26 protein-coding genes and 1 pseudogene are annotated in these 24,485 nt (G+C 47.1%); 1 reads left to right on the top strand and 26 read right to left on the bottom strand.

What is annotated here, in order from left to right:
• Positions 1-12 precede the first annotated feature (12 nt).
• The 4 genes from guaA to AC9UGD_RS04360 all read right to left on the bottom strand — a co-directional run bounded on the left by guaA (position 13) and on the right by AC9UGD_RS04360 (position 4,705).
• The gene (gene guaA / locus AC9UGD_RS04375) at positions 13-1,563 is read right to left on the bottom strand and encodes a glutamine-hydrolyzing GMP synthase (RefSeq protein WP_509570070.1); all 1,551 of its coding nucleotides are present in this window, start codon (positions 1,561-1,563) and stop codon (positions 13-15) included.
• Positions 1,556-2,668 (bottom strand): GuaB3 family IMP dehydrogenase-related protein, encoded by a 1,113-nt coding sequence (locus tag AC9UGD_RS04370; protein WP_509570066.1) that lies wholly within the window; start codon positions 2,666-2,668, stop codon positions 1,556-1,558. Before AC9UGD_RS04370 ends, guaA begins: the two co-directional genes overlap by 8 nt.
• A complete protein-coding gene (gene guaB / locus AC9UGD_RS04365; protein WP_509570334.1) occupies positions 2,668-3,759 on the bottom strand; it encodes an IMP dehydrogenase in 1,092 nt (363 codons plus the stop codon). Before guaB ends, AC9UGD_RS04370 begins: the two co-directional genes overlap by 1 nt.
• Positions 3,760-3,826: 67 nt before the next feature.
• Positions 3,827-4,705, bottom strand: a complete 879-nt coding sequence (locus tag AC9UGD_RS04360; RefSeq protein WP_509570063.1) for a MerR family transcriptional regulator — start codon at positions 4,703-4,705, stop codon at positions 3,827-3,829.
• A 110-nt stretch (positions 4,706-4,815) separates the two neighbouring features.
• On the opposite strand from AC9UGD_RS04360, the gene AC9UGD_RS04355 reads away from it, so the two are divergent.
• Entirely contained in the window at positions 4,816-5,118 is a 303-nt protein-coding gene (locus tag AC9UGD_RS04355; RefSeq protein ID WP_509570060.1) for a WhiB family transcriptional regulator, read from the top strand.
• A 66-nt stretch (positions 5,119-5,184) separates the two neighbouring features.
• Here the strand turns inward: AC9UGD_RS04355 and groL are convergent, their stop codons facing one another.
• The 22 genes and pseudogenes from groL to rpoA form a co-directional block, all read right to left on the bottom strand.
• Positions 5,185-6,825 carry a chaperonin GroEL gene (gene groL, locus AC9UGD_RS04350; protein WP_509570057.1) on the bottom strand — a complete coding sequence of 547 codons (1,641 nt, stop codon included), beginning with the start codon at positions 6,823-6,825 and terminating at the stop codon, positions 5,185-5,187.
• Positions 6,826-7,113: a co-chaperone GroES gene (groES, locus tag AC9UGD_RS04345; RefSeq protein ID WP_445822238.1), complete on the bottom strand. Its 288-nt coding sequence runs from the start codon at positions 7,111-7,113 to the stop codon at positions 6,826-6,828.
• A 121-nt stretch (positions 7,114-7,234) separates the two neighbouring features.
• Complete coding sequence (gene tsaD, locus AC9UGD_RS04340; protein WP_509570054.1) at positions 7,235-8,266, bottom strand: tRNA (adenosine(37)-N6)-threonylcarbamoyltransferase complex transferase subunit TsaD; 1,032 nt, start codon at positions 8,264-8,266, stop codon at positions 7,235-7,237.
• Complete coding sequence (gene rimI, locus AC9UGD_RS04335; RefSeq protein WP_509570051.1) at positions 8,263-8,709, bottom strand: ribosomal protein S18-alanine N-acetyltransferase; 447 nt, start codon at positions 8,707-8,709, stop codon at positions 8,263-8,265. The genes tsaD and rimI overlap by 4 nt, the downstream gene beginning before the upstream one ends.
• Positions 8,706-9,242, bottom strand: a complete 537-nt coding sequence (gene tsaB / locus AC9UGD_RS04330; RefSeq protein ID WP_509570048.1) for a tRNA (adenosine(37)-N6)-threonylcarbamoyltransferase complex dimerization subunit type 1 TsaB — start codon at positions 9,240-9,242, stop codon at positions 8,706-8,708. The genes rimI and tsaB overlap by 4 nt, the downstream gene beginning before the upstream one ends.
• A complete protein-coding gene (tsaE, locus tag AC9UGD_RS04325; RefSeq protein ID WP_509570045.1) occupies positions 9,239-9,673 on the bottom strand; it encodes a tRNA (adenosine(37)-N6)-threonylcarbamoyltransferase complex ATPase subunit type 1 TsaE in 435 nt (144 codons plus the stop codon). The genes tsaB and tsaE overlap by 4 nt, the downstream gene beginning before the upstream one ends.
• Positions 9,674-9,753: 80 nt before the next feature.
• On the bottom strand, positions 9,754-11,388 hold the full coding sequence (locus AC9UGD_RS04320) for an alpha/beta fold hydrolase (protein WP_509570042.1): 1,635 nt from the start codon (positions 11,386-11,388) through the stop codon (positions 9,754-9,756).
• Complete coding sequence (locus tag AC9UGD_RS04315) at positions 11,388-12,677, bottom strand: ABC transporter substrate-binding protein (RefSeq protein ID WP_509570039.1); 1,290 nt, start codon at positions 12,675-12,677, stop codon at positions 11,388-11,390. The genes AC9UGD_RS04320 and AC9UGD_RS04315 overlap by 1 nt, the downstream gene beginning before the upstream one ends.
• Positions 12,678-12,728: 51 nt before the next feature.
• Positions 12,729-13,754, bottom strand: coding sequence for a branched-chain amino acid ABC transporter permease (locus tag AC9UGD_RS04310; RefSeq protein ID WP_509570036.1), 1,026 nt, complete (start codon positions 13,752-13,754; stop codon positions 12,729-12,731).
• Positions 13,747-14,652: a branched-chain amino acid ABC transporter permease gene (locus tag AC9UGD_RS04305; protein ID WP_509570035.1), complete on the bottom strand. Its 906-nt coding sequence runs from the start codon at positions 14,650-14,652 to the stop codon at positions 13,747-13,749. Before AC9UGD_RS04305 ends, AC9UGD_RS04310 begins: the two co-directional genes overlap by 8 nt.
• Before the next feature lie 2 nt (positions 14,653-14,654).
• Positions 14,655-15,365, bottom strand: a complete 711-nt coding sequence (locus tag AC9UGD_RS04300) for an ABC transporter ATP-binding protein (protein WP_509570032.1) — start codon at positions 15,363-15,365, stop codon at positions 14,655-14,657.
• On the bottom strand, positions 15,355-16,131 hold the full coding sequence (locus AC9UGD_RS04295) for an ABC transporter ATP-binding protein (RefSeq protein ID WP_509570029.1): 777 nt from the start codon (positions 16,129-16,131) through the stop codon (positions 15,355-15,357). The genes AC9UGD_RS04300 and AC9UGD_RS04295 overlap by 11 nt, the downstream gene beginning before the upstream one ends.
• Entirely contained in the window at positions 16,121-17,227 is a 1,107-nt protein-coding gene (gene alr / locus AC9UGD_RS04290) for an alanine racemase (protein ID WP_509570026.1), read from the bottom strand. Before alr ends, AC9UGD_RS04295 begins: the two co-directional genes overlap by 11 nt.
• Positions 17,224-17,568 carry a holo-ACP synthase gene (locus AC9UGD_RS04285; RefSeq protein ID WP_509570024.1) on the bottom strand — a complete coding sequence of 115 codons (345 nt, stop codon included), beginning with the start codon at positions 17,566-17,568 and terminating at the stop codon, positions 17,224-17,226. Before AC9UGD_RS04285 ends, alr begins: the two co-directional genes overlap by 4 nt.
• A 9-nt stretch (positions 17,569-17,577) precedes the next feature.
• Positions 17,578-18,246: a phosphatase PAP2 family protein gene (locus AC9UGD_RS04280; RefSeq protein ID WP_509570021.1), complete on the bottom strand. Its 669-nt coding sequence runs from the start codon at positions 18,244-18,246 to the stop codon at positions 17,578-17,580.
• The gene (gene glmS / locus AC9UGD_RS04275) at positions 18,246-20,084 is read right to left on the bottom strand and encodes a glutamine--fructose-6-phosphate transaminase (isomerizing) (protein ID WP_509570018.1); all 1,839 of its coding nucleotides are present in this window, start codon (positions 20,082-20,084) and stop codon (positions 18,246-18,248) included. The genes AC9UGD_RS04280 and glmS overlap by 1 nt, the downstream gene beginning before the upstream one ends.
• Before the next feature lie 21 nt (positions 20,085-20,105).
• Complete coding sequence (gene glmM, locus AC9UGD_RS04270; RefSeq protein ID WP_509570015.1) at positions 20,106-21,449, bottom strand: phosphoglucosamine mutase; 1,344 nt, start codon at positions 21,447-21,449, stop codon at positions 20,106-20,108.
• Positions 21,450-21,473: 24 nt separating this feature from the next.
• Positions 21,474-21,956 (bottom strand): 30S ribosomal protein S9, encoded by a 483-nt coding sequence (gene rpsI, locus AC9UGD_RS04265; RefSeq protein ID WP_509570012.1) that lies wholly within the window; start codon positions 21,954-21,956, stop codon positions 21,474-21,476.
• Between the two features lie 11 nt (positions 21,957-21,967).
• On the bottom strand, positions 21,968-22,420 hold the full coding sequence (gene rplM / locus AC9UGD_RS04260) for a 50S ribosomal protein L13 (protein WP_509570009.1): 453 nt from the start codon (positions 22,418-22,420) through the stop codon (positions 21,968-21,970).
• A 107-nt stretch (positions 22,421-22,527) separates the two neighbouring features.
• Complete coding sequence (truA, locus tag AC9UGD_RS04255) at positions 22,528-23,367, bottom strand: tRNA pseudouridine(38-40) synthase TruA (RefSeq protein WP_509570006.1); 840 nt, start codon at positions 23,365-23,367, stop codon at positions 22,528-22,530.
• Between the two features lie 38 nt (positions 23,368-23,405).
• A pseudogene (rplQ, locus tag AC9UGD_RS04250) lies at positions 23,406-23,759 on the bottom strand (50S ribosomal protein L17); the annotation flags it as partial.
• 10 nt (positions 23,760-23,769) lie between these two features.
• The coding region (gene rpoA / locus AC9UGD_RS04245) for a DNA-directed RNA polymerase subunit alpha (RefSeq protein WP_509570003.1) at positions 23,770-24,485 on the bottom strand (716 nt) is incomplete at its 5' end.

Raw genomic sequence — 24,485 nt, 5'->3', positions numbered from 1 at the left:
AAAACCCTTAATTTATTCCCATTCAATGGTGCCAGGTGGCTTGCTCGTTATGTCTAAGACCACTCGATTTACCTCACGGACCTCATTTGTTATGCGGGTAGAAATCTTCTCAAGAATTTCATAGGGAACACGTGACCAATCGGCGGTCATGGCATCTTCGGATGAGACGGGTCGCAAAACTATTGGGTGACCATAGGTACGCCCATCGCCCTGAACACCAACACTTCGTACATCTGCCAGCAGTACAACTGGGCACTGCCAGATTTCACGATCAAGTCCAGCTAATTTTAATTCTTCTCGAGCAATCGCATCTGCTTCACGCAAAAGATCTAACCGCTCTTGTGTCACTGAACCAATGATTCGGATACCAAGTCCTGGTCCAGGAAAGGGTTGGCGCCAAACAATTTCTTCTGGCAAACCAAGTTCTAATCCAACCTGGCGAACTTCATCTTTAAACAAAGTGCGCAGTGGCTCGATTAAGGTGAACTGCAAATCATCAGGTAAACCACCTACATTGTGATGAGACTTGATATTGGCCGTACCGGTTCCGCCACCTGATTCAACAACATCTGGATACAAAGTTCCTTGCACCAAGAACTCAACATCTCCCCCTGCTGCAATATCGCGGGCTGCGGATTCAAATGACCGAATAAATTCGCGACCAATAATCTTTCGCTTTTCTTCAGGGTCTGTAACATCTTTTAGGGCGTTAAGGAATTGTTCCTTTGCATCAATAACAACTAGCTGCACACCTGTTGATGCAACAAAGTCTCGTTCTACTTGTTCTGCTTCGCCTTTGCGCAAAAGGCCATGATCCACAAATACACATGTCAGTTGATTACCGACCGCTCTTTGAATAATCGCTGCAGCAACTGCTGAATCAACTCCGCCAGATAGGCCACAGATAACTCGCTTATCACCAATTATTTGTTTAGCTTTTGCGATCTCGATCTCTGCGATGTTCGCAGTGGTCCAGGTTGCATCGCACTTTGCGATATTGACTAACCAGTTGTGCAAAATTGCCTGGCCATGTTCGCTATGTAAAACCTCTGGGTGAAACTGAACTCCAGCTAACTTCCCTGTTGCATCCTCAAAAGCAGCAATCGGCGTATCTTCTGTTTCTGCGGACACTACGAATCCTGCAGGTGCTTGCGTTACCGCATCGCCATGTGACATCCAGACTTTTTGCTGTGCAGGCAGTCCACTAAAAACCTTTGATGCAGTTTGAACTTTTGTTTCCGTGCGACCGAATTCTGATTTTCCGGTGCGGCTTACGACGCCGCCAAGTGCTGCCGCCATTGCCTGAAAGCCATAACAAATTCCAAATACCGGAATCCCCAAGGAAAATATCCCAGCATCAACTGTTGGCGCGTTGTCTGCATACACGCTGGAGGGTCCGCCAGATAAAATAATTGCGCTGGGATTTTTAGCTGTGACTTCGGCAGCTGTTATTGATGATGGAACAATTTCGGAGTAAACATTAGCTTCGCGAACTCGACGGGCAATTAACTGCGCGTACTGAGCACCAAAATCAACAACTAGGACTCCGCGCGATTCAACCACGATGAATAAGAACCTCTACGCGCTGGAATTCCTTTACATCTGAATAACCACATGTAGCCATGGCGCGACGAAGTGCACCAAACAGATTCATTGAGCCGTCAGATGTATGTGAAGGTCCAAGCAAAATCTCTTCAAGAGTTCCAACAGTTCCAACATTTACACGTTCACCGCGTGGAAGAACTGGGTGATGAGCTTCAGATCCCCAGTGCCATCCAAGGCCAGGTGCCTCAATCGCCTTTGCAAGTGGAGATCCCATCATGACTGCATCTGCTCCGCAGGCAATTGCCTTTGCAATGTCACCACTGCGTCCAACCGCACCATCAGCAATCACATGGACGTAACGTCCACCTGATTCATCAAGGTACTCACGACGAGCAGAAGCAACTTCAGCAACTGCAGAAGCCATCGGTACTTCCACACCCAATACCTTGCGTGTTGTGTGCGTTGCACCTCCACCAAAACCAACCAACACTCCTGCAGCACCCGCGCGCATTAAGTGCAGCGCCGCAGTTGATGTTGCCACTCCGCCAACAATTACGGGTACATCTAATTCGTAAATAAACTTTTTAAGGTTCAGCGCTTCATTTTCTGCAGCAACATGTTCGGCTGAAACAGTTGTTCCACGGATAACAAATATGTCTACACCTGCTGCAATAACTGCTTTATGAAATTCGGCAGTTCGTGCTGGTGATAATGAAGCAGCTACCGTCACACCGGCATCACGTATCTGCTGAATGCGTTCCTTGATTAACTCGGGACGAATTGGGGCGGTATAAATCTCTTGCATGCGCTTAGTTGCATGCTTGTCCGGCATTGATGCGATCTCTCCTAGTGGAATGCGTGGATCTTCATAACGGGTCCACAATCCTTCGAGGTTCAAAACGCCAAGTCCGCCCAGCTTGCCGATTGCAATAGCAGTTTCAGGCGACACAACTGAATCCATTGGAGCAGCCATCATCGGTAGATCAAACTTGTAGGCATCGATCTGCCATGCAGTGGAGACATTTTCCGGATCACGTGTACGGCGGCTCGGCACTATCGCGATGTCATCAAATGAGTATGCGGTGCGGGCACGCTTTCCAGGTGCGATTTCGATGTTATTCATTAGCGGCCCTTCTTCTGGTAATTCGGTGCATCAGCAACATGTGCCACATCATGTGGGTGGCTTTCCTGCAATCCTGCTGCAGTAATTTGAATCAATCGTCCTTCACGGCGCAAAGTTTCGATATCTGGTGCGCCGGCATATCCCATTCCTGACCGCAAGCCACCTACAAGTTGATGAACAACTTCTGCTACAGAGCCGCGGAGTGCGACCTTGCCTTCGATGCCTTCGGGAACAAGTTTGTCTTCAGATAAAACATCGTCCTGCATGTAACGATCTTTTGAATACGATTTTTGTTCTCCGCGTGATTGCATCGCACCAAGAGAACCCATTCCGCGATAAGCCTTGTACTTGATGCCGTTGATCTCAATTAGTTCACCAGGAGATTCTTCACAACCGGCAAGAAGTGATCCAAGCATTACAGAATTTGCACCAGCGACGAGCGCTTTAACAATGTCACCTGAATACTGCAATCCACCATCTGCAATTAATGGGATCCCTGCTTTGTTACATGCCTTTGATGCTTCAAGAATTGCTGTTAGCTGAGGAACGCCGACACCTGCAACAATGCGCGTTGTACAAATTGATCCAGGACCAACGCCAACTTTTACAGCGTCTGCACCAGCGTTGATCAGTGCTTGTGCGCCGGCACGTGTTGCAACATTGCCACCAATAATTTCGGTTGTTGGAGAAAACTTTTTAATTCGAGCAATTGCATCTAAGACAGCGCGGTGGTGACCGTGTGCTGTATCAACGACAACTACATCGACCCCAGCTTCGATTAATGCTTGGGCACGAGCAAAACCATCATCGCCAACACCAACAGCGGCACCAGCAAGACCAACGTTTTTAACCAATTTAACGTGAGTTACTTGGGCATCAATTGGAAGATTGCGGTGAATGATTCCGATTCCACCGGCCTTTGACATTGCAATTGCCATTTCGGATTCTGTAACAGTGTCCATCGCCGAAGAAACCAGCGGAACCGCGATTGAAATATTGCGAGTTAATTGCGTAACGGTGCTGACTTCAGATGGAACTACATCGGATGCATCTGGGAGCAAAAGCACATCGTCATAGGTCAGGCCAAGCATTGCGACCTTATCTGTATCGCTCACTTGGCCCCCTTGTGTGTATCGAAGGGCAAAGTCTATCGGGGCTTTAGAGGCCTACTGCACGCTCAATTTCAGCACAGGCTTGGGATAAATCGGTGACATGGGCTACTGGACAATCAGATCCAATGCTCCAGCCGGGCCCTCCAATGATTACACGAGGCGCAGGTCGTATCGCTGGAATATCTGTATAAAAACGAGGATCACCGTTATGGGGTAATTGCGCCCACAGGAAAATTGCCGGTGGCGCAGAACGTGTAATCACGCCATTGAGAGCTTCCAACGGTGTTCGTGCTCCAAGAAAATATGTTGAAATATTTTTCTCTGCCAACGCCGAAGCCAAGGCATGCAAGGCTAACGAGTGCATCTCTTCACCCACAGATGCCAGTAAAACTGGTCGCGGATTACAGGGTTCAGAAGGTGTCGAGGCTTTCTCACGTAAAACAGATTTCAGAATCTCTGTCAATAAATGTTCCACTTCAATACCGGTCTGATTCTTCTCCCACTCATCACCAACTAAAAACAAAAGCGGAACAATAACTTCAGACCAGGAGGCTATGACTCCATGCTTTTCAATGTCTCTTTTGAGGGCATCTTCCATAAATTTTTTATCCAACGACTTAGATGCAGCATGCAGTGCTTCAACCAGATCTTCACGAACTTCGAAATCATCAATAATTTGTTCGACTGAAATCTTGCCTTTGAAATTTTTTGCTTGCTGCGCAGCTTCTGCTGGTGAAACTCCGGCGGTAATCAACCTACGCATCGCGGTCAGAATGGCTAGATCCTTTGGGCAGTAACGGCGATGCTCGCCTGCTTCATGACTAGAAGGACCAAGCCCGTACCGTCGATCCCAGGTCCGAAGCGTCGCAGGCGCTACGCCTATCCGGCGGGCGACCGCGGCCACCGTTAACAACTCCTGCTCCATGGGGTAATCGTGGCGTGAAGTGGCCTAACTCACCACCCGAAAACACCTTCTGAACAACCTTTGGAGCGTTGCTACTTGAACAACTTATGGCGCGGTTGTACAGTCCTGCCATGGCCGAAATTTCACGCTTACCCCGTCCCGTCGCTGATGAATGGGAATGGCAGTACCAAGGTTCGTGTCGCGAGCTTCCATCAGAGATGTTTTTCCATCCTGACGGAGAACGTGGTCCTCGCCGACGCAACCGTGAAAACACCGCTAAAGCTGTCTGCGCATCATGTCCGGTAATTGCCGCATGCCGCGCACACGCGCTCGCTGTTCAAGAGCCATACGGAATTTGGGGAGGCCTATCTGAAGATGATCGCCTCGCCATTATTGGCAAGGACAGCACACCAGATATTTCACACGCTTCATAAGGTTCCTTCTCATCGAGGATAAGAAAAAGCCCCGCAGATAATTCTGCGGGGCTTTTTTCTTTTTAATTAGTGAGAGTGTCCACCTGGGCCATGTGAATGTCCGTGTCCACCTGCAGCATCAGCTGCAGCTTGCTCAGCTGGCTTGTCATATACAACTGCTTCAGTTGTAATAAACATTGCAGCAATTGATGCAGCGTTTGCTAATGCAGAACGAGTTACCTTGACTGGATCGATAACACCATCAGCGGCTAAATCGCCATACACATCTGTCGCCGCATTGAAACCTTCGTTGTGCTTCATTGCGCGAACCTTTGCAACTACTACGTAGCCTTCAAGTCCTGCATTTTCTGCAATCCAACGAAGTGGTTCGTCGCATGCCTTGCGAACTAAACGAACACCAACAGCCTTATCGCCAGTGAATCCAAGATCGCCTTCTAGAACATCGGCTGCATGCACAAGTGCTGCGCCTCCACCAACAACGATTCCTTCTTCAACAGCGGCGCGAGTTGCAGAGATTGCATCCTCGAGACGGTGCTTCTTTTCATTCAATTCAACTTCAGTATGCGCGCCAACTTTAATTACGCACACTCCGCCGGCAAGCTTTGCTAGACGCTCTTGTAGCTTTTCCTTGTCCCAGGATGAATCACTGTTTTCGATTTCCTTACGGAGTTCAGAAACACGTGCAGCAACAGCAGTCTTATCGCCTGCTCCATCAACGATGGTTGTTGCATCCTTTGTGACAACGATGCGACGAGCCTTACCTAGATCTTCAAGAGTTACGCTTTCAAGTTTCATTCCGAGTTCGGAAGAAATTACTTGTCCGCCAGTAAGTACTGCGATGTCTTGCAGAGTTGCCTTACGGCGATCTCCGAAGCCAGGTGCCTTAACAGCAACTGATGCAAAGACTCCGCGCATACGGTTAACAACTAGCGTAGAAAGTGCTTCACCTTCGATGTCTTCAGCGATGATCAATAGTGGCTTTGAAGCCTGAGCAACCTTTTCAAGCAATGGCAGTAGATCTGACAGAGCTGAAATCTTGTTACCTGAAATCAATACGTAAGCATCTTCAAGAATTGCTTCCATGCGATCCTGATTGGTTACGAAGTACGGAGAAATGTAGCCCTTGTCGAACTGCATTCCTTCAGTGAATTCAAGATCAAGTCCAGTTGTTGATGCTTCCTCAACTGTAATAACTCCATCTTTACCAACACGGTCCATAGCTTCTGCAATGAGTTCGCCAATTGCACGATCTTGGGCAGAAATAGTTGCAACATCTGCAATCTGTGGCTTTCCATTAACTGGAGTTGCCTGCGAGCGCAATTTTTCGGAAACCGCTGCTACGGCTGCTTCGATGCCCTGCTTGATATCCATTGGCTGCGCGCCAGCTGCAAGGTTACGAAGTCCTTCTTTAACCATTGCTTGTGCCAAAACAGTTGCTGTCGTAGTTCCGTCACCTGCGACATCATTTGTCTTTGTCGCAACTTCTTTAACTAACTGAGCACCCATGTTTTCAGCAGGATCGCTTAGTTCAATTTCCTTTGCAATTGTTACACCGTCATTAGTAATGATGGGTGCACCAAAAGATTTACCGATAACAACATTGCGACCCTTAGGTCCAAGAGTTACCTTTACTGTGTCAGCAAGAATGTTGACACCGCGCTCCATGGCACGGCGTGCTTGCTCATCAAATTGAAGACTCTTTCCCATTTACTTCTCGATTACAGCGAGAATGTCGCGAGCTGAAAGAACAAGTAGATCTTCTCCACCATGCTTGATTTCAGTTCCGCCGTACTTGCTGTAAAGAACTACATCGCCAACTTTGACATCCATTGGAACGCGTACGCCATCATCAAAGCGACCTGGGCCTACTGCAATAACAGTGCCTTCCTGTGGCTTCTCTTTTGCTGTATCTGGAATAACAAGACCTGATGCTGTTGTTGTTTCAGCCTCATTTGTCTTGATAACAATGCGATCTTCTAGTGGCTTAACTGCCATGGTGTGCTCCTTCTAGTTTTTTAGGCTATGTAATTCCTCGTTCGCCCCGAATTAGCAGACTCGGGTCGTGAGTGCTAACGCAAACTCTAGGCGTGGCCATGGCACACGGCAAATTGAGGATTTAGAGCGAAACCGTGGTCACTGGCAGGCTGGAATCAGCGTCAAAAGCCACTGGGCTGGGCGTACGGCCTGCTGAAACCATGAGCGCGCCCAAGGCAGCGACCATCGCCCCGTTATCGGTGCACAACCCAGGGCTTGGCACCCGCAGTTGGATCCCCGCCTTTTCGCACCGTTCTTGGGCAACTGCCCTAAGTCTCGAATTCGCCGCGACCCCACCTGCAATGACAAGTGAATCAATCCCTGATTGCTTACAGGCTGCAACAGCTTTTAATAAAAGAACATCAACGATTGCTTCTTGGAATGAAGCTGCAACATCGCCCTTTTTGTAATCAGGTGTGGCTTCTAGATATCTAGCAACCGCGGTCTTTAACCCTGAAAATGAGAAATCAAATGGTCTGGTCTGCCAATCATTGGATGTTGTCAAACCGCGTGGAAAATCTATTGCACTCGCACTGCCATCGTGCGCTAATTTATCGATTGCAGGACCACCTGGAAAACCTAATTTCATAACGCGTGCAATCTTGTCGAAGGCTTCACCTGCTGCATCATCCATGGTTTCCCCAAGTTTAGTAATTGAGCCAGTAATGTCATCTACCTGCAACAGTGATGAGTGTCCACCACTAACTAGTAAAGCAATAGTTGGTTCTAAGGGATTGCTATGCGTTAAGGAATCAACGCTAACGTGAGCAGCTAAATGGTTGACCGCATAAATTGGTTTGTTCAAACCAAGTGCAAGACCTGCAGCAGATCCGACGCCCACCAATAGCGCGCCAACTAAACCTGGTCCACCAGTTACTGCTACCGCGTCAATATCTTTCAAAGATAACTTTGAGTCTTTGAGTGCTTGGTGCAATGTTGGAATCATTGCTTCTAAATGAGCACGGCTTGCAATTTCAGGTACGACTCCCCCAAAACGTGCATGTTCTTCAACGCTAGATGCAATGACGTTAGCAAGTAAGGTGCGGCCACGAACAATCCCAACCGCGGTTTCATCACAGGATGTTTCGATTCCTAAAACAATTGGTTGGCTCATGAAAGCTCCAATCGCATTACTTGGGCATCTAGGCCAGCACCGAAATAATCTTTGCGGATATTGAGTTTTGAATACCCCAAAGCTTCGTAAAGACCGATTGCATCGGCGTTATCTGTCTTAACTTCCAGCATCATCGCCGTTGATCCTTGCGCTGTGGCCCAATCGGTAAGCAAAGCCATAAGCGCTTTCGCTATACCTTGGCCACGATGTTCGGGTACAACTCCCACCGTCAAAATGTCGGCCTCGGCAGCCCCAGGCACGAAAACCCCTGCGTAGCCAATGATGCTTTCTTGTTCATCAAGTGCCACAACAAAGTGGCGGGTTGGGCTTGAAAACTCTTCTTTGTATTGCGCTGCAGACCACGGTGAGTATGGAAACAACTCTTTATCGAGTGAGACGAACACTGGCAGATCAAATGCATTTGCTTCGCGATAAACAATCATGTTCGATCCGCCGTTGCAATCGCATCTGGCCTGCGTAAATAAATTGGCTCTGTGATGTTTCCGGGCAATGTAACAAGTGCCTGCAAGTCCACAAACAAATCTGCATGTATTGAGGCACCCGAAACATCTGCCGGGAAATTAACCGCTGGCTCACCAACTCGAACTCCGTCTGTGTAACGAGCCCAATAAACTTCTTTGCGCCGTGCATCAACAGTGATTATGAAATCTTTTTCATTAATCTGAGCAGCGATTGCATCTAACGAACACACTCCGCGTACCGGTATCTGACGAGCTAAGGCAAAACTTTGTGCAAAGGCAATGCCAACTCGAAGTCCTGTAAATGGGCCAGGGCCCATGCCAACAACAACCTCATCTACTTCGCTAACCGCTAAGGCTTCTTGTACTAATGCTGGCAAAGAGGGACCGTGGGCGGTTGCGCCATCTCGAAAACCGCTAAATACAACGGTGTCACCATCGATGATGGCAACAGATGTGCGAGAAGTTGAAGTATCAATCGCCAAAACTTTACTCATAAGGAAAACCCGGCCCAACGTGCCCCAACTGGTGTGATCTCAACTTTTCTAACATCTTCGCTTCGATCAATTGTGATCTCTAATCGATCTTCGCTAAGGCGCGCAGATTCAGTTCCACCCCATTCAATTAAAGTGATTGAGCCAGCGATATCTAGATCTAAATCATCTAAATAAAGGTTGGGATTTTCAGAATCAACTAAGCGATATGCATCAACATGAATAAAAGGCACAGCTGCCTTATGAACTCGTGAAATTACAAAAGTTGGTGAGGTAATTCCGGTGATTCCAAGGCCTGCTCCAACGCCTTGCGCTAAAACTGTTTTACCCGCCCCCAGCGGCCCATTTACCAACACTAAATCACCGGTACGCAAGTGTGCTGAAAGCTTTATTCCCAACTGATGCATTTCATCAGCGGTATTAACGGAGATCATTGCTCAAGGATAAAGTAAAAGCAGGGCCAGGATTACCTGGCCCTGCTTTTTACTACCCTCGATTTATAGAGAGCGATGTATTAGTTATCGCCGTATGACTTTAACCATGGAGCACGGATGCCCTTATCAATTGAAAGGTTGCCAGCTTTACGTACCGCTGTGTACAACGCTCCACCTGATGTGAACTTACCTGTGCTTGAGGCTTGAACCAATTGCTTCGCTACCAACACTAATTGTGCTGATGTGAAGTTACAGTGGTTGGTTCCTTGTGCCGCAGGTAGCGATGTGTCTGGTAATCCTGCAGCGCTAAACTTTGTATAGCCTGCTGGAGTTGGATTCCAGAGCATCAAAAGTTTGTTTGTAGGTGTCTTGTACTCGCGAGTTGTCTGGTACGCCTTGATAGCTGCCGCCTTTTCAGCTGCATACTGCTCGGCATATAGATCAACTAAGCGCTGTGAAGCACCTGCAGGAGTAATTGGATCTGCCATTCCAACCATTAACACTGTAGGAACATTGATCTTTCCAGTGTTTGTGTGAAGAGCATTCATCTTTGCAACTGCTGCTGCATCTGCCTTTGCACGAGGTGCACCTGGGTTTGCAGCTGATAGTGCGCCCAAGAGAGCGTCAATCACTGTGTTACCAGAAAGTGCCGCGTTAAAAATAACGCGCTCGCCATCAACGCGGGCTGCGTAATCAGTCTTTGTGTTATCAAAGATTGCGCCTCCTACTTGGCTCTCAACATCTTGTGTTGCAAGAATTGCAAGTGCGGCAGCATTTGTTCCATTTTCAAGGATTGCAAGTGCTGGGCTAACAGCCAATGGGAAGGTCAACTTCAATGCACCCTCAGGACCTGAGATTGAATCAAAGTGTGCTGACTGAGTTGGAATTCCTGCCATCAAACCAAGAAGCAACAGTGCACTTCGTAGTGGCACTCCTGCTGCAGCTAATGACTTACCTGTTGCAGATGAGGTATCTGGCCAAGCTCCAGTGGTGAGCATTGTTGCCTGAATCTTGCCCATAACTGTAAAGACCTTACCTAGATCAACGTATGACTCGCCAATACCTGCAGCACCAGCTGAGTAGTTTCCAGCTTTGATCGATGGATCAAAGAGAACCTTTACTCCCCATAGGAAGTCTCCAGCCATTGTTAACTGTGGTGCAATGTTGTCTGCCATACACATTGGAGCAACTGCGCTCACAAGGTTTGGATACTTTTCAGCTAGGCCTTGAGTAATAACTCCACCAAGTGATGATCCCCATGCAACAACCTTGGTTGTCTTTGGGAACTGCTTCTTGAACGTGTCAATTAGCTCAACATTTGTCTTGATCGCTGAATCTGGATTCCACCCTTGACGAGCAAAACCTGAACCAACGATTGCAATACCTTGGCTAAAGAAGTACTGCGCAACTGCAGCGTTTCCACCAGGAACTGGCTCTGGAGTATTAGTGATCTTGTATCCACCAATTAGCGGAATTGCTGCAGGAATATCAACGTTGTAGCGATATCCGTGTGAGTACAAAGCAACAGTTCCGTTGAAGTTTGCTGGAACCTGCATTGCATACGGTGCGCCATCTGATGTAACACCAACGCATGACTGAATTGGGCTCTTGCCATCACACGCAGGTGCTGCATTAGCAACTGTTGGTGCTGTGACCAGAACTGTTGTTACAAGTGCTGTTACTGAAAGAAGCGAAAGTAATCTTACTTTTTTCATTAGTTAGGTAATCCCTTCGCTGGCATTGCAGGACGCTTGTATGTTGATTTAACAACCGCGCCTGCTCCTGAATCAGTTGTGTATGTGACATATTTGCCACCAAGTGGAGAAAGATCACCTGTTGGCAAATACTTTCCAACCCAGTAACCAGTTAGGCCAACGTGGCTTGTCTTTGAGTATCCAGCTGGAACTAATGCAGAGTTTGCAAATGTTGCACCCTTGCTATCAATAGCAGCCATCAAAGACTTACGTGTTGGATTTGTGCCTGCAGCCTTTAGAGCTTGGGCGGTCATAAATGCTGTGTTCATTCCAAGCAGTACGTTGAGATCAAATGCTGATCCTGGAACTGCCTTTGCGTAGATATCTGAGAAGAACTTGATGTATTCATCAGTCATGTCAGTAGTAGCTGGAACTGGTGAGAATCCAATTGCGTTGTATAGAACGCCTGCTGGAACGCCAGTTGCCTTGATTGTTGTTGCATCTCCACCAACTGAACCAAGCATCCACTGTGGTGCGTACTTCAACTGCGCTGCTACACCGAGCATTGCAGATGTCGCACTTGATACACCAAAGAGAATTACAACGTCGGCTTCTGCAGCCTTAAACTTTGTAATCCAACCTGCAGCAGCTGCTGCACCTTGTGAACCTGATGCATATGGAACCTTGACTGCAAAAGTTGTACCGGCAGTTTTAAATCCTGCAAGTGCATCTGATCCGAAGTCGTCATCCTGGTATAGGAGACCAATCTTCTTGCCAGCAAAATTTTCCTTAATGTATTCGCCCATAATTTTTGCTTCCATTACATAAGAAGGCAAAACTGTATAGGTCGTTGGGTACTTCTTTGTGTCTGCAAATCCGCTAAATCCTGTGTTAACAAACAACACTGGAACACCGCGACGGGCAGGGTTAACAGATGATGCAACTGCCTTTACATTTGCAGTTCCAAGAGGTGCCATCAGAGCCATGACCTTGTCCTTCAGGATAAGTTCATTAGTCTTTGAAACCGCTTCAGTTGGAACATATCGGTCATCTTTAACAACAAGAGTTACCTTGCGGCCGTTGATTCCACCATTTGCATTGAGGTAATCGAAGTACGCCTTTGCTGCACCTGGAATCTTGTTGTATCCAAGTGATGCGGTACCTGTCATTGGCAGAGTCATACCCAATTTAATCTGAGTCGAGCTCACACCAACTTCAGCCGCTTGAGCAGGAATAGCTGTTGCAGCTAAACCAACTGTGGCCAGTACCGCTGTTGCTGCTAGCAACGTACGGCGTTGTAGTGCTTTCATGTGTTTCCTTCCATCGAGGGTTTTATTGCTATAGGAATTGCTGTACTGCTTTTACTTCTTTGTACTGTCCGACTTTTTAGAACTTGTGTGCTGTGCTTCGTGCTTTGCTTTGCGAGCGCGATGTTGCTCAACAGGACCGTTTGGAACAAACAGAACTGTCAGAATCAACAACCCACTAACAATCAAACCTGGCAGATTTGTAGTAACACTCTCAGAACTACCAAGGCGGTGTGCGACCACATCGGCGATCTCTGGGATGGCTACCAAAACCACTGCCCCAATAATGACGCCTCCGAGGGTAGTTATGCCAGCGAGAACCGCGCCTGTCAGCAGGGAAAATGAGAGGGCAAGCGGAAACGCGCTTGGGGAAACGGTGCCTATGGTCATGGCAAGCAGCGCTCCAGCCAGGCCAGCGATGCCAGCGCTGATTGTGAAGGCTAGGACCTTAGAACGGGCTGTGTTGATCCCCGCTAACTGGGCTGCGACCTCGTTGCCACGACCGGCTCTCCAAGAACGTCCATATGCCGAGTTCAAAATATTTCTAACTGCCCACATAGACATTAGCGCGGCAAGAGCTGCAATCCAGAAGAACCATTTGTACTGAGTGAACTCTTCGCCTAAGGCAAGTGGCGGAAATCCAACATCGAACAGCAAACCTTGTTCTCCACCTAAAACTGTAAATTGATTAGCAAGTGAAGGCAATCCAACTGCGAGAGCCAAAGTTGTGCCAGCTAAATATGGACCAGACAATCGTGCTGCTGCTGCACCTAACAAAGCACCACCTATTGCGGCAGCTAACACTGCGGCAACAAAACATAAAACAATCGGAACATTAAATTCAATTCGAAGAACAGCCGCTGCATATGCGCCTAAGGCCATTAATGCGCCATGTCCCAATGAAACCTGACCTGAATATCCTGTTAGTAAAATGATTGAAGAAATCGCAATTACATACACAGCAATGGATGCGCCTTGATATACCCGAAGTTCATCGACCATTCCGCTGAGGAAGTACAGAACGACTCCACCAAGAATAAAGAGTGGAAGATGCGTGCTTTCTTTTTTGCTCTTATGCACGACGACCCGCCTTTACTCCAATAATTCCCTGTGGGCGTATAAACAAAACTAGAAGCAAAATAACAAATGGCGCAATGAAGAAGAGTCCGCTGCTTACATACATGAGGACAAATGAGATTGCTATTCCAAGGAATAGGCCGCCTAGTACAGCGCCGAGCAAACTATCTAATCCACCAATAACTGCTGCGATGAATCCTGAAACAAGTAGAAGCGAGAACTCAATTGAGTCTGGTGAGAAGTTTCCATTTCCATTGACGGTTTGGAATAAACCTGCAACCGCACCTGCCGCACCTGCTAGCGCCCAGCCAAGAGTGCGAACTGCATCGACTTTAACTCCCGAAAGACGCGCTATTTCAGGTGCATGTGCAGATGCACGCAGTGCCAGCCCAAGGTTAGTTTTTTGGAAAAGAATAGAGAGAATAAGGAGCAAAATTACGACAACAACTAGTATCAAAAGTTTTAATGGTGAGAAAACCAATGTGGAACCATTGATTGTGAATCCATTGTTGGAAGTTGGGGCAACGATACGTAGATCCTGTCCGCCCCAAATCATGCTTATAACTGAGCGGATAACGCCAAGTAATCCAAGTGTTGCAATAATTGGAGCGACGCCTGCGATTGGACCAGTAGATGCATGCTTAACCAATAACCGCATCAAAATCAGTTCGACAAGTGCAGCAAATAAAGCCCCGCCAATCATGGCAACGGGAAGAGCGACCCAAAATGAACCAATTCGCGAAACAGCTTCATAACCAAAGTAGGTAGATAGAAGCGCCATACCTGCTTGAGCGAAGTTAACGACTCGGGTACTACGCCATACCAAGACAAATGCAATAGCCATTAATGCATAGATAGATCCAGCAGTGACTCCAATTAAAAGTGTATTTAATAGTTGCATGATTAGTACCCCAAATATGCAGCGCGCACTGCAGGGTCTTCGATCAACGCTTGTGCGTGATTGACGGCAACAACTTTTCCTAAGTTCAAGACAATTCCAAGATCTGCAATCCTTAATGCACCCATTGCGTTTTGTTCGACAAGTACAACCGTCAACCTCAATTCGTTGGTCAGATCTCTAATTGTTTGAAAAATCTGCTCTACAACCAGTGGCGCTAAACCTAAAGAAGGTTCATCTAAAAGTAGTAACTTAGGTTTTGACATGATCGCTCTGCCGATTGCCAACATCTGTCGTTCACCGCCAGATAAAGTGTCAGACCGTTGCGTAATGCGTTCACCTAAACGAGGAAAGATAGTAACTACCTGATCAAGTGACTCTTTCATCTCTTTGCCATCTTTGCGCCAAATAGCACCCAGCTCAAGATTTTCTCTAACAGTTAATTCGGGTATTACTGACTTACCTTCTGAAACATGCGAAACTCCCATGCGCACTAACTTTTCAGGTTTTACCCCTGTAATTGTTTCGCCCATCCAATTAACAACACCACTAGTTGGTTTGTTTAGACCAGATAAGGCGCGCAGCAACGTAGTTTTTCCCGCACCATTTGAACCAATAATCGCTGCTAATTTTCCAGTTGGAACAGCCAATGAGACTTGATTAACGGCGCAGATTGCACCGTGGTGCACAGTTAAATTGGAGACATTAAGCGACATGGTTGCTACCTGTACCTAAATACGCCGCCATAACCGCTGGATCGCGGCGGACAGTTTCGGCGTCACCACTTGCAATTACTTCACCAAAGTTAAGAACATAGAGCTTGCTACATACCGACATAACAACATCCATGTGGTGTTCTACAAGCAACACCGACATATCAACACTCAAATTGCGGATAAGTGCGTTCATCCACTCGATGTCTTGCGAACCCAAACCACCTGCAGGTTCATCAAGCATTAAAATTGTTGGCTCGCTTACAAGTGCGCGCGCAATTGCTACACGCTTAGTATCCGGGTAAGACAAGGTGTCAGCACGACGATGAGCGATACCACCAGCGTAGACACGTTCTAATGCAACTCGTGCCTTATCTCGGATTCGGTCTTCATCTTTTCTATTTCTTCCAAATGCAGCAGAAATTAATCCTGTCTCTGACAAATGCTGGGCACCAACCATGACATTTTCCAAAACAGTTAAATCACCAAACAAACCAACACCTTGCAAGGTACGGGCAATTCCTAAATCAACAAGTTCATGCGGTTTTGGAAAATCACTCTTCTTGCCATTCAAATGAAAGTCGCCAGAATCTGGCGTGACTAAACCGCACAACGCATTGAATAAAGTTGTCTTGCCAGCGCCATTAGGACCAATTAATCCAACAACCTCGTTCTTGCCAACTTCTAGATAAACATCATGCAAAGCCCGAAGACCGCCGAAAGAGACATTGACTCTCTCAACGTGCAGCGCTGCATTATTAGTAGACATGAGGTGCATAAATTCTAGGCACTCGGGGGCCTATTCGTGTCACAATTTCATAATTAATTGATAACGATGCGGTACCCCAATCATCTGCGGTGTATTCACCGTGTGATCCATCACCGAAAACAATCACCCAATCCCCAGAAACCGCTGTGGAATCCGCCCCTAAATCAACGACAAATTGATCCATAGAGATCCGCCCAATAATGGGTGCTCTTTTGCCGTTTACAAAGACGCCTGCATTTTTTGCAATGCGTGGAATTCCGTCGGCATATCCGATGGAGACAATTCCCAGTTTTGTCTCGGCGGTTGTGTGCGCCGTTGCTCCATAACCAACTGGTGAATTGGCTGGAACTGTTTTTACTAGGTGCAGCTTTGCGCGCAACTGCATCGCTGGTTTCAACCCAAGCGCTTGCGAAGTACCAAGATTTATAACATCGGGTGTTAAGCCATAAATTGAAATACCTGCACGCACCATATCAAAGCGAGAATTTTCATCGGTAAGCGTCGCTGCAGAGTTTGAAAGATGCCGAGTAATGTTTGTATAGCCAAATGATTCTAAAGTGGCAACCATTTCCTTAAAGCGAGCACGTTGTTGCTCATTTTGTTCTTGCTCGGGTTCATCTGCTCGGGCAAAGTGCGAGAAAATTCCGACAATGTCAATATTAGAAACATGATGTGCGTCTAATTTGCCCCATTCAATTAAAAATCCGCCGCGGCTCATCCCAGTATCAACTTCTAAATGAACGCGAGGACGGTTTACAGATTTCACGGCTCCTATTTGTTCAAGTGCGATGATCGAAGAGGCCGCTAACTCGATTTCATTGTCTACAGCCAACTTAAAATCAGATCCAGGAGGAACTAACCAAGCAAGAATTGGTGCAGTAATCCCTGCTTCCCGCAACGTTAAAGCTTCTTCCAGAAGAGCGACTCCCAGTGATGTTGCACCTGCTTCAATTGCTGCGCGTGCGACGGGCACTAATCCGTGACCATAGGCATCAGCCTTAACAACTGCCATAACTTCAGTACCTGAAATGTGCTTTAGATGCTTTACGTTTGCTGCAATTCGTTCGAGATCAATACGAGCCTCTGCGCGATTCATGTGCGCTCCACAATCACCATGGCAGATGCGATGCCTGCATCATGTGAAAGAGAAAGGTGCACATCAGCGCCGACAATAAGATCTGCAATTTCACCTCTAAACAAAAAGACAGGTTTACCGCTCTCTAAATTAACTACCTCTGCTTCTTGCCACGATAATCCCTTACCCGCGTTTAGTGCCTTTGCGAGCGCCTCTTTGGCAGCAAACCGCGCAGCTAGCGAAGCGATTGGCTTACTTCGCTCTGCGGGAGTGAAGAGCTTTTCTGAGAGACCGGGGGTGCGTTCGAGGGATGCTTTAAACCGATCGATGTCTACGACATCAATTCCGATCCCATCAATCATTGACTCAGTCTAGTGCAACTGGCTTTTAGAGGGAACATACCTATCTATTGCAATGATGGTGACTAGCAATGCGCTACCTATGAATAAACCACCTAATAGATCGCTAAACCAATGTGTATGACGGATCAAAGAAACTACACAGACGGTAAGGCTAATTAATACAACGCCTGCACTAGCTAATCGGCCTTGATACCGATCGACTTTGGCATATCGATAGATTAAATATGCCAATATTCCCCAGGACAAAACAGCATTCGATGCATGTCCGCTTGGGTAGGACATGCCACCGGCATGCAACAAATCAAATCCGTCACGTGGCTTGGTGCGACCTAGCAATATCTTTACCGATCCAACAACTAAGTTAAGTGAAATCAATGATAGAAATGCAAGATTAAGTGGACGCCATGTTTTAAATTTATACGCAATAAAGGCGGCGGCAAGAATCAAGACTGTTGCCGTCAATGAACGTAGACCTAAGTCATCTAGGCGGCGCAAAATGAAACCAGAGAAACCCTCAAACTGTGGTTTTGGTTGGCTGTTGATTTCCTTGTCATAGCTAACTAGTGGTCCATAGCTATAAACTTGTTGAGTTACAAATAAAAATCCTGCAAACAATAGAACCGACCAACGTAGTGCGCGATCCATTTGCCTACGGCGATTTTGTGCCACATCAATCATTATTCAACCGTTACAGATTTAGCTAGATTTCTAGGTTGATCAACATCATTACCTCGGACAACGGCCATTTCATAGGCAAAGACCTGCAATGGGACTGTTGCTAAAACCGGCTGGAATAAGGCAGGTGCAACTGGAATTCGAATCACATGTTCAGCACCCTCAACATGTGCTCCTTCTTCGGCAATTACGATCACGCGTGCACCACGGGCTTTTACCTCTTGAATATTGCTCAGCATTTTTTCATCCAAAGAGTGCTCATGACCGGCCGGCAATATTGCAATAACAGGAGTTCCCTGATCAATCAGTGCAATCGGTCCGTGCTTAAGTTCTCCCCCGGCAAAGCCCTCAGCATGAATATATGCAAGTTCTTTTAACTTCAACGCACCTTCGAGTGCAACTGGATAACCAATGTTTCTGCCCAAGAACAGAACAGTGTTGTTGTGCGCAAAAGTTCTTGTTAGCTCTCGAAGCGGTTCGACCGTTTCTAGAATTTGTTCGATCTTGCCTGGCAATTCAAGTAATTCTTTGTAAAGATCACGAACTTCGGTGTCCTTTAAAGAGCCGTTTACTTGACCAAGGTGAAGTCCAATTAAATAGACCGCAATTATTTGAGTTAGTAAGGCTTTGGTGGATGCCACTGCAATTTCGGGTCCTGCGTGCGTATACAAAACCGCATCTGATTCGCGAGGAATTGTTGAACTATTTGTATTACAGATTGCCAAAACTCGACCACCTGCAGCTTTTGCATGTCGAACAGCCATCAAGGTATCCATCGTTTCACCCGATTGTGAAATCGCAATAATCAAAGTACTTGGATCGATAATCGGATCGCGATATCTAAACTCGCTAGCAATCTCCACATCTACTGGGATCTTTGCCCACTTTTCAATCGCATACTTTGCCACCATGCCTGCGTGATAGGCGGTTCCGCATGCAATAACCGTAATCTTCTTCAATGATCTAATCTCATCTGCGCTCATGTGTAGTTCGTCAAGCAGAATCTGATTGTTGTCACTTAAGCGACCGATCAAGGTATCTGCCACAGCTTTGGGTTGTTCAAAGATTTCTTTCAACATGAAGTGCGCAAAGCCACCTTTTTGAGCTGCACTTGCATCCCACGAAATTTCATACTCTTTTGCCTTAACTGATTTTCCAGCAAGGTCTGTGATTTCAATACTCGTCGGCGTCATCGTGACAATTTCGTCTTGACCTAGTTCAATTGCATGCTTTGTGTACTCAATAAATGCTGCCACATCAGATGCCATAAAGTTTTCACCTTTACCGACGCCGACAACTAGCGGAGAATTGCGACGAACTCCCACAACTACATCTGGCTGATCTGCATGGATAGCCAGCAATGTGAAAGAACCGCGAAGTGCTTTAACAGCTTCGCGCATAGCAGCGGTTAAATCTCCTTTGTGTTGTTTACGAAGATCGCTGAGCAGGTGAGCAACTGATTCTGTATCCGTTTCAGATGAAAACTTGTGTCCTTTGGCTTCAAGTTGTGCACGAAGCTCGGTGTAGTTTTCAATAATTCCATTATGGATCACAGCAAGCTTTTCATCATTATCAACGTGTGGATGTGCGTTGGTATCTGTTGGTCCACCATGTGTTGCCCAACGGGTGTGTCCAATACCTGAATGAACATTAGGCAGGGTTGCATCCAAAGCATTTTCTAAATTTGAAAGCTTGCCCGCCTTCTTTTCGATAAAGAGTTTGCCCGGAGTCCCCAGAGCGATTCCCGCTGAGTCATAGCCGCGATATTCAAGACGGCGCAGTCCTTCGATGAGCGGAATGGATGCAGATTGTGGTCCTGTGTAACCCACAATTCCGCACATAACTATTGGCTCCTAGCTCTTTTAAAGAGAGATTTCTTTTTTAACCACATCCGCAAGCTGCTGTGCAACTTCTTGCGCAAGGCTATCACTGGCAGCTTCAACCATGACTCTTACCAGGGCTTCGGTGCCGGATGCGCGCAATAAAACACGGCCAGAATCGCCTAAACGTTCTTCTGCGGATTTAACCGCTGAAGCGATAACTGTCGACTGTGTCAACTTATCTTTTGCAACATCTTTGACATTGATTAGGACCTGAGGGAAGCGCACCATAGTGGCCGCTAATTCTTGCAATGTCTTTCCGGTGCGAACAACCTCTTGCAGCACAGCAAGGGCGGTAAGAATTCCATCACCTGTGTTTGCAAGATCTCGCATGATTACATGGCCAGATTGCTCGCCGCCAAGCGAATAATCATTTGCGATCATATTTTCCAATACATAACGATCTCCGACCGGAGTCGTCACAACATTAATACCAGCATCTTTCATGGCATGCATAAATCCAAGATTGCTCATTACTGTGCCAACAACCGTGTCACTCTTTAGAACACCACGAGCTTTAAAGCCACGAGCCAAAATCGTCAGAATATGATCTCCATCAATTTCATTACCAGCAGCATCAATTGCTAAGCAACGGTCTGCGTCACCATCGTGTGCGATACCAACATCGGCACCTTCTTTAAGAACTGCTGCACGCAATTGATGTAGATGTGTTGATCCACAGTCATCATTAATGTTCCAACCATCTGGTTGGTTAAAGATTGCCACTACCTCTGCGCCCGCTCTGCGATATGCCTCGGGTGCTACCAATGATGATGCGCCATTTGCGCAATCAACAACGATCTTCAAACCCTTTAATGGAGTTTCGACAGAGGCCAGCACATGCTTTAAGTAACGTTCGGTCGCTGTGTCGTCATTGATTGCACGGCCAACATTTCGACCAGTTGGACGTTCCCAATCCTCGCCCATTCGCGCCTCGATACGGGCTTCAATTGCATCATCTAACTTGCCGCCGCCACGAGCAAACAACTTGATGCCGTTATCTGGCATTGGATTGTGAGATGCCGAAATCATTACGCCTAAGTCGGCTTTTGATTCAGCAACGAGATGTGCAATTGCAGGTGTAGGTAATACTCCAACGCGATACACATTGATTCCGGCACTGGTTAATCCAGCAACAACCGCTGCTTCTAGGAACTCGCCAGATGCCCGTGAATCTTGCCCGACTATTGCAGTAGGTCTGTGATCCTTATTTGATGAGCTTTCAACCAATATATGCGCAGCGGCAACAGAAACATCTAGAGCAAGTTCTGCGGTGAGATCACGATTGGCTAAGCCACGGATTCCATCGGTGCCAAAAAGCGCCAATTGAACTCCTTTGGTAAAAGTGAATTAACGCTTTGAGTATTGTGAACGCTTACGTGCCTTCTTAAGGCCGTACTTCTTGCGCTCAATAACACGTGCATCACGTGAAAGGAATCCAGCTTTCTTAAGTGCTGGACGGTTTGCTTCTTCATCAATTTGATTGAGTGAACGTGCAACACCTAAACGAAGTGCGCCAGCTTGACCTGAAACTCCACCACCGTTGATACGTGCAAAAACGTCGTACTGATTTTCAGCACCAACTGTGCGGAATGGTTCAGAAACTAATTGCTGGTGAACCTTGTTTGGGAAATAATTTTCTAGTGTCTTACCGTTAACAACCCAGCGGCCTGTCCCTGGAACAAGGCGAACACGTGCAACAGCTTCTTTACGACGACCTGTACCGCCACCTGGTGCCTTGATTGCTGGACGGTTAGTCGCTGGTGCTGGTGTTGATGAAGAGTATGAAGTAGGAGCTTCTTCGTTGTCGATTACTTCTAGATTCTCTGACATTTACAGTTCCTTTACTTCACGATTTGTGAAACTTGAGTGAATACATATGGCTTTGGTGCTTGTGCAGCATGTGGGTGTTCTGGACCTGCGTACACCTTTAGCTTTGATCCGATCTGACGACCGAGTGAATTCTTTGGAAGCATTCCCTTGATTGCTTTTTCAACAGCGCGTGTTGGGTGCTTTTCAATAAGCTCGCCGTACACAGTAGAAGTTAAACCGCCTGGGAAACCTGAGTGATGGTGAGACCACTTCTGAGTTGCCTTGTTTCCTGACAATGCGATCTTTTCTGCATTGATAATTACGACGAAGTCACCCATGTCCATGTGTGGAGCAAATGTTGGCTTGTGCTTTCCACGAAGTAGAACGGCAGCATGTGTTGCAAGACGGCCCAAGACCACATCTTGTGCATCGATGATGTGCCAGTTACGGACCGCATCACCAGCTTTTGGACTGTATGTACGCACGCTTTTGCCTACCTTCTTGTAGAGTCTTTTGACGGTGCTTTTGTGAAGCACAGAGGAGTAAGGGTACCCGCGTCAGGCTGTGGGGTCAAAATGACGCTTATACGCTCCTACTCATCTCCCTGGGCTTCACGACGCGCCACAGTTTTTGCAGCCCGATCTAGTAGCTCGGAATCTGATGGGTAATCCACTTGGCGAAGGGTGAGGCCGCTGGCAGGAAAGACCAAACTGTCAGATATTCGCACCTTGTTGGCCAAAGTCTCGGCGATCCATTCAGGACCAAAGCGACCGTCAGCAACACAGACCACCGCACCTACCAAATTGCGGACCATTGAATAACAAAATGCATCTGCCACTACATCGCCAATTAAATATCCTTCAGAATCCCGCACCCAATCAAATTTTTGCAGCTGGCGAATAGTTGTAGCACCTTCGCGGAATTTGCAGTACGCCGCAAAGTCATGATCGCCCAGTAATAAGGCGCTCGCCTGGTTCATGGCATCAATATCCAGTGGTCGATACCAAGAAGTGACATCAAATCGGTGTAGTGGAGAAATGACTTGGTTGGCGTCCAAAATTTTGTAGCTGTAATGGCGGCGCAAGGCTGAAAATCGCGCATGGAATGCGACGGGTGCAATCGAGACATTCAATATGCGAACATCGGTATCCAAAATTCGATTTAATTTATATCCGAGTTCATCCAGATTAACTGAATCTGGAACATCAACATGGATTACTTGGCCACTTGCATGCACGCCCGCATCGGTGCGGCCAGCGACGATGCTGTCAATTTTAGATTGCGTAATTGTGCCAATCGCTTTTTCAACTTCTTCTTGAACAGTTCTGCGATCAGGTTGCTTGCCCCACCCAAAAAAGTTTGTACCGTCGTATGCAAGATCAATCCTTAAACGAAGAAACCCACTCTCAGGGTAGAGAGTGGGTTCCGTCATGAGAATAATTTCTAAGAAATAAAGACTTAGTTGGCTTTCTCTGTTACTAATTCAATTACTGCCATAGGTGCGTTGTCACCCTTGCGAGGACCGACCTTAGTAATACGTGTGTAGCCACCTTCGCGTGTTGCGAAGTTTGGACCGATTTCCGTGAACAGAGTATGTACAACGCTCTTGTTCTGAATCTGTGCCATGACCTGACGACGTGCAGCTAGATCACCCTTCTTAGCGAAAGTAATTAACTTCTCCGCTAATGGACGCAGGCGCTTAGCCTTTGCCTCGGTTGTTGTGATCTTGCCGTGCTCGAACAACTGCTCTGCAAGTGTGCGTAGGAGTAGTCGCTCATGTGATGGGCCTGAACCCAGACGAGGACCTTTGCTTGGTGTTGGCATTTCTTATCTCCTAGGCCTGCTCTGCATCGACGAAATCATCGTCGACTGATGCGTTGTAGTTCTGATGTTGTGTTGGATCGAAACCAACTGGGCTGTCCTTAAGAGACATTCCCATTGAGACAAGCTTTGCCTTGACCTCATCAATTGATTTTGAACCAAAGTTACGGATATCTAGCAAGTCAGCCTCTGAACGGTTAACTAGCTCTCCAACTGTGTGAATGCCTTCGCGCTTCAAGCAGTTGTATGAACGAACTGTTAGATCTAGATCTTCGATTGGAAGAGCAAGATCTGCAGCGAGGGCAGCATCCATAACAGATGGCCCCATCTCGATACCTTCAGCATCAAGATTTAGTTCGCGTGCAAGTCCGAAAAGTTCTACCAATGTGCGACCAGCTGATGCAACAGCATCGCGTGGCTTCATTGATGGCTTTGTTTCTACATCTACAACAAGGCGATCGAAGTCTGTGCGCTGTTCAACGCGAGTTGCTTCTACCTTGTATGTAACCTTCAAAACTGGTGAATAGATTGAGTCAACAGGAATGCGACCGATCTCTGCGCCAGCCTGCTTGTTTTGTACAGCAGTTACGTAACCACGGCCACGCTCAACTGTAAGTTCAATCTCAAGATTGCCCTTGCCGTTAAGTGTTGCAATGTGAAGCTCAGGGTTGTGAACTTCTACGCCTGCTGGAACTGCAATGTCTGCACCAGTAACAACACCGGCACCTG

It is taken from the genome of Candidatus Planktophila sp. (genome assembly GCF_044232745.1).
GTDB lineage: Bacteria > Actinomycetota > Actinomycetes > Nanopelagicales > Nanopelagicaceae > Planktophila.
The sequence above is the reverse complement of the archived record's forward strand: the minus strand, read 5'-3'. Positions and strand labels throughout refer to the sequence as shown.

Bases quoted from the DNA above. Each gene is read 5' to 3' on its own strand.
- AC9UGD_RS04315 (WP_509570039.1), bottom strand. From the start codon at position 12,677: ATGAAAGCACTACAACGCCGTACGTTGCTAGCAGCAACAGCGGTACTG.
- AC9UGD_RS04320 (WP_509570042.1), bottom strand. From the start codon at position 11,388: ATGAAAAAAGTAAGATTACTTTCGCTTCTTTCAGTAACAGCACTTGTA.
- alr (WP_509570026.1), bottom strand. From the start codon at position 17,227: ATGAATCGCGCAGAGGCTCGTATTGATCTCGAACGAATTGCAGCAAAC.
- guaB (WP_509570334.1), bottom strand. From the start codon at position 3,759: ATGCTTGGCCTGACCTATGACGATGTGCTTTTGCTCCCAGATGCATCC.
- groES (WP_445822238.1), bottom strand. From the start codon at position 7,113: ATGGCAGTTAAGCCACTAGAAGATCGCATTGTTATCAAGACAAATGAG.
- AC9UGD_RS04305 (WP_509570035.1), bottom strand. From the start codon at position 14,652: ATGCAACTATTAAATACACTTTTAATTGGAGTCACTGCTGGATCTATC.
- glmS (WP_509570018.1), bottom strand. From the start codon at position 20,084: ATGTGCGGAATTGTGGGTTACACAGGACCACAATCTGCATCCATTCCG.
- AC9UGD_RS04355 (WP_509570060.1), top strand. From the start codon at position 4,816: ATGGCCGAAATTTCACGCTTACCCCGTCCCGTCGCTGATGAATGGGAA.
- rpsI (WP_509570012.1), bottom strand. From the start codon at position 21,956: ATGTCAGAGAATCTAGAAGTAATCGACAACGAAGAAGCTCCTACTTCA.
- AC9UGD_RS04285 (WP_509570024.1), bottom strand. From the start codon at position 17,568: ATGATTGATGGGATCGGAATTGATGTCGTAGACATCGATCGGTTTAAA.
- AC9UGD_RS04280 (WP_509570021.1), bottom strand. From the start codon at position 18,246: ATGATTGATGTGGCACAAAATCGCCGTAGGCAAATGGATCGCGCACTA.
- rimI (WP_509570051.1), bottom strand. From the start codon at position 8,709: ATGATTGTTTATCGCGAAGCAAATGCATTTGATCTGCCAGTGTTCGTC.
- truA (WP_509570006.1), bottom strand. From the start codon at position 23,367: ATGACGGAACCCACTCTCTACCCTGAGAGTGGGTTTCTTCGTTTAAGG.
- AC9UGD_RS04370 (WP_509570066.1), bottom strand. From the start codon at position 2,668: ATGAATAACATCGAAATCGCACCTGGAAAGCGTGCCCGCACCGCATAC.
- AC9UGD_RS04360 (WP_509570063.1), bottom strand. From the start codon at position 4,705: ATGGAGCAGGAGTTGTTAACGGTGGCCGCGGTCGCCCGCCGGATAGGC.
- tsaD (WP_509570054.1), bottom strand. From the start codon at position 8,266: ATGAGCCAACCAATTGTTTTAGGAATCGAAACATCCTGTGATGAAACC.
- tsaE (WP_509570045.1), bottom strand. From the start codon at position 9,673: ATGATCTCCGTTAATACCGCTGATGAAATGCATCAGTTGGGAATAAAG.
- groL (WP_509570057.1), bottom strand. From the start codon at position 6,825: ATGGGAAAGAGTCTTCAATTTGATGAGCAAGCACGCCGTGCCATGGAG.
- AC9UGD_RS04295 (WP_509570029.1), bottom strand. From the start codon at position 16,131: ATGTCTACTAATAATGCAGCGCTGCACGTTGAGAGAGTCAATGTCTCT.
- AC9UGD_RS04300 (WP_509570032.1), bottom strand. From the start codon at position 15,365: ATGTCGCTTAATGTCTCCAATTTAACTGTGCACCACGGTGCAATCTGC.
- tsaB (WP_509570048.1), bottom strand. From the start codon at position 9,242: ATGAGTAAAGTTTTGGCGATTGATACTTCAACTTCTCGCACATCTGTT.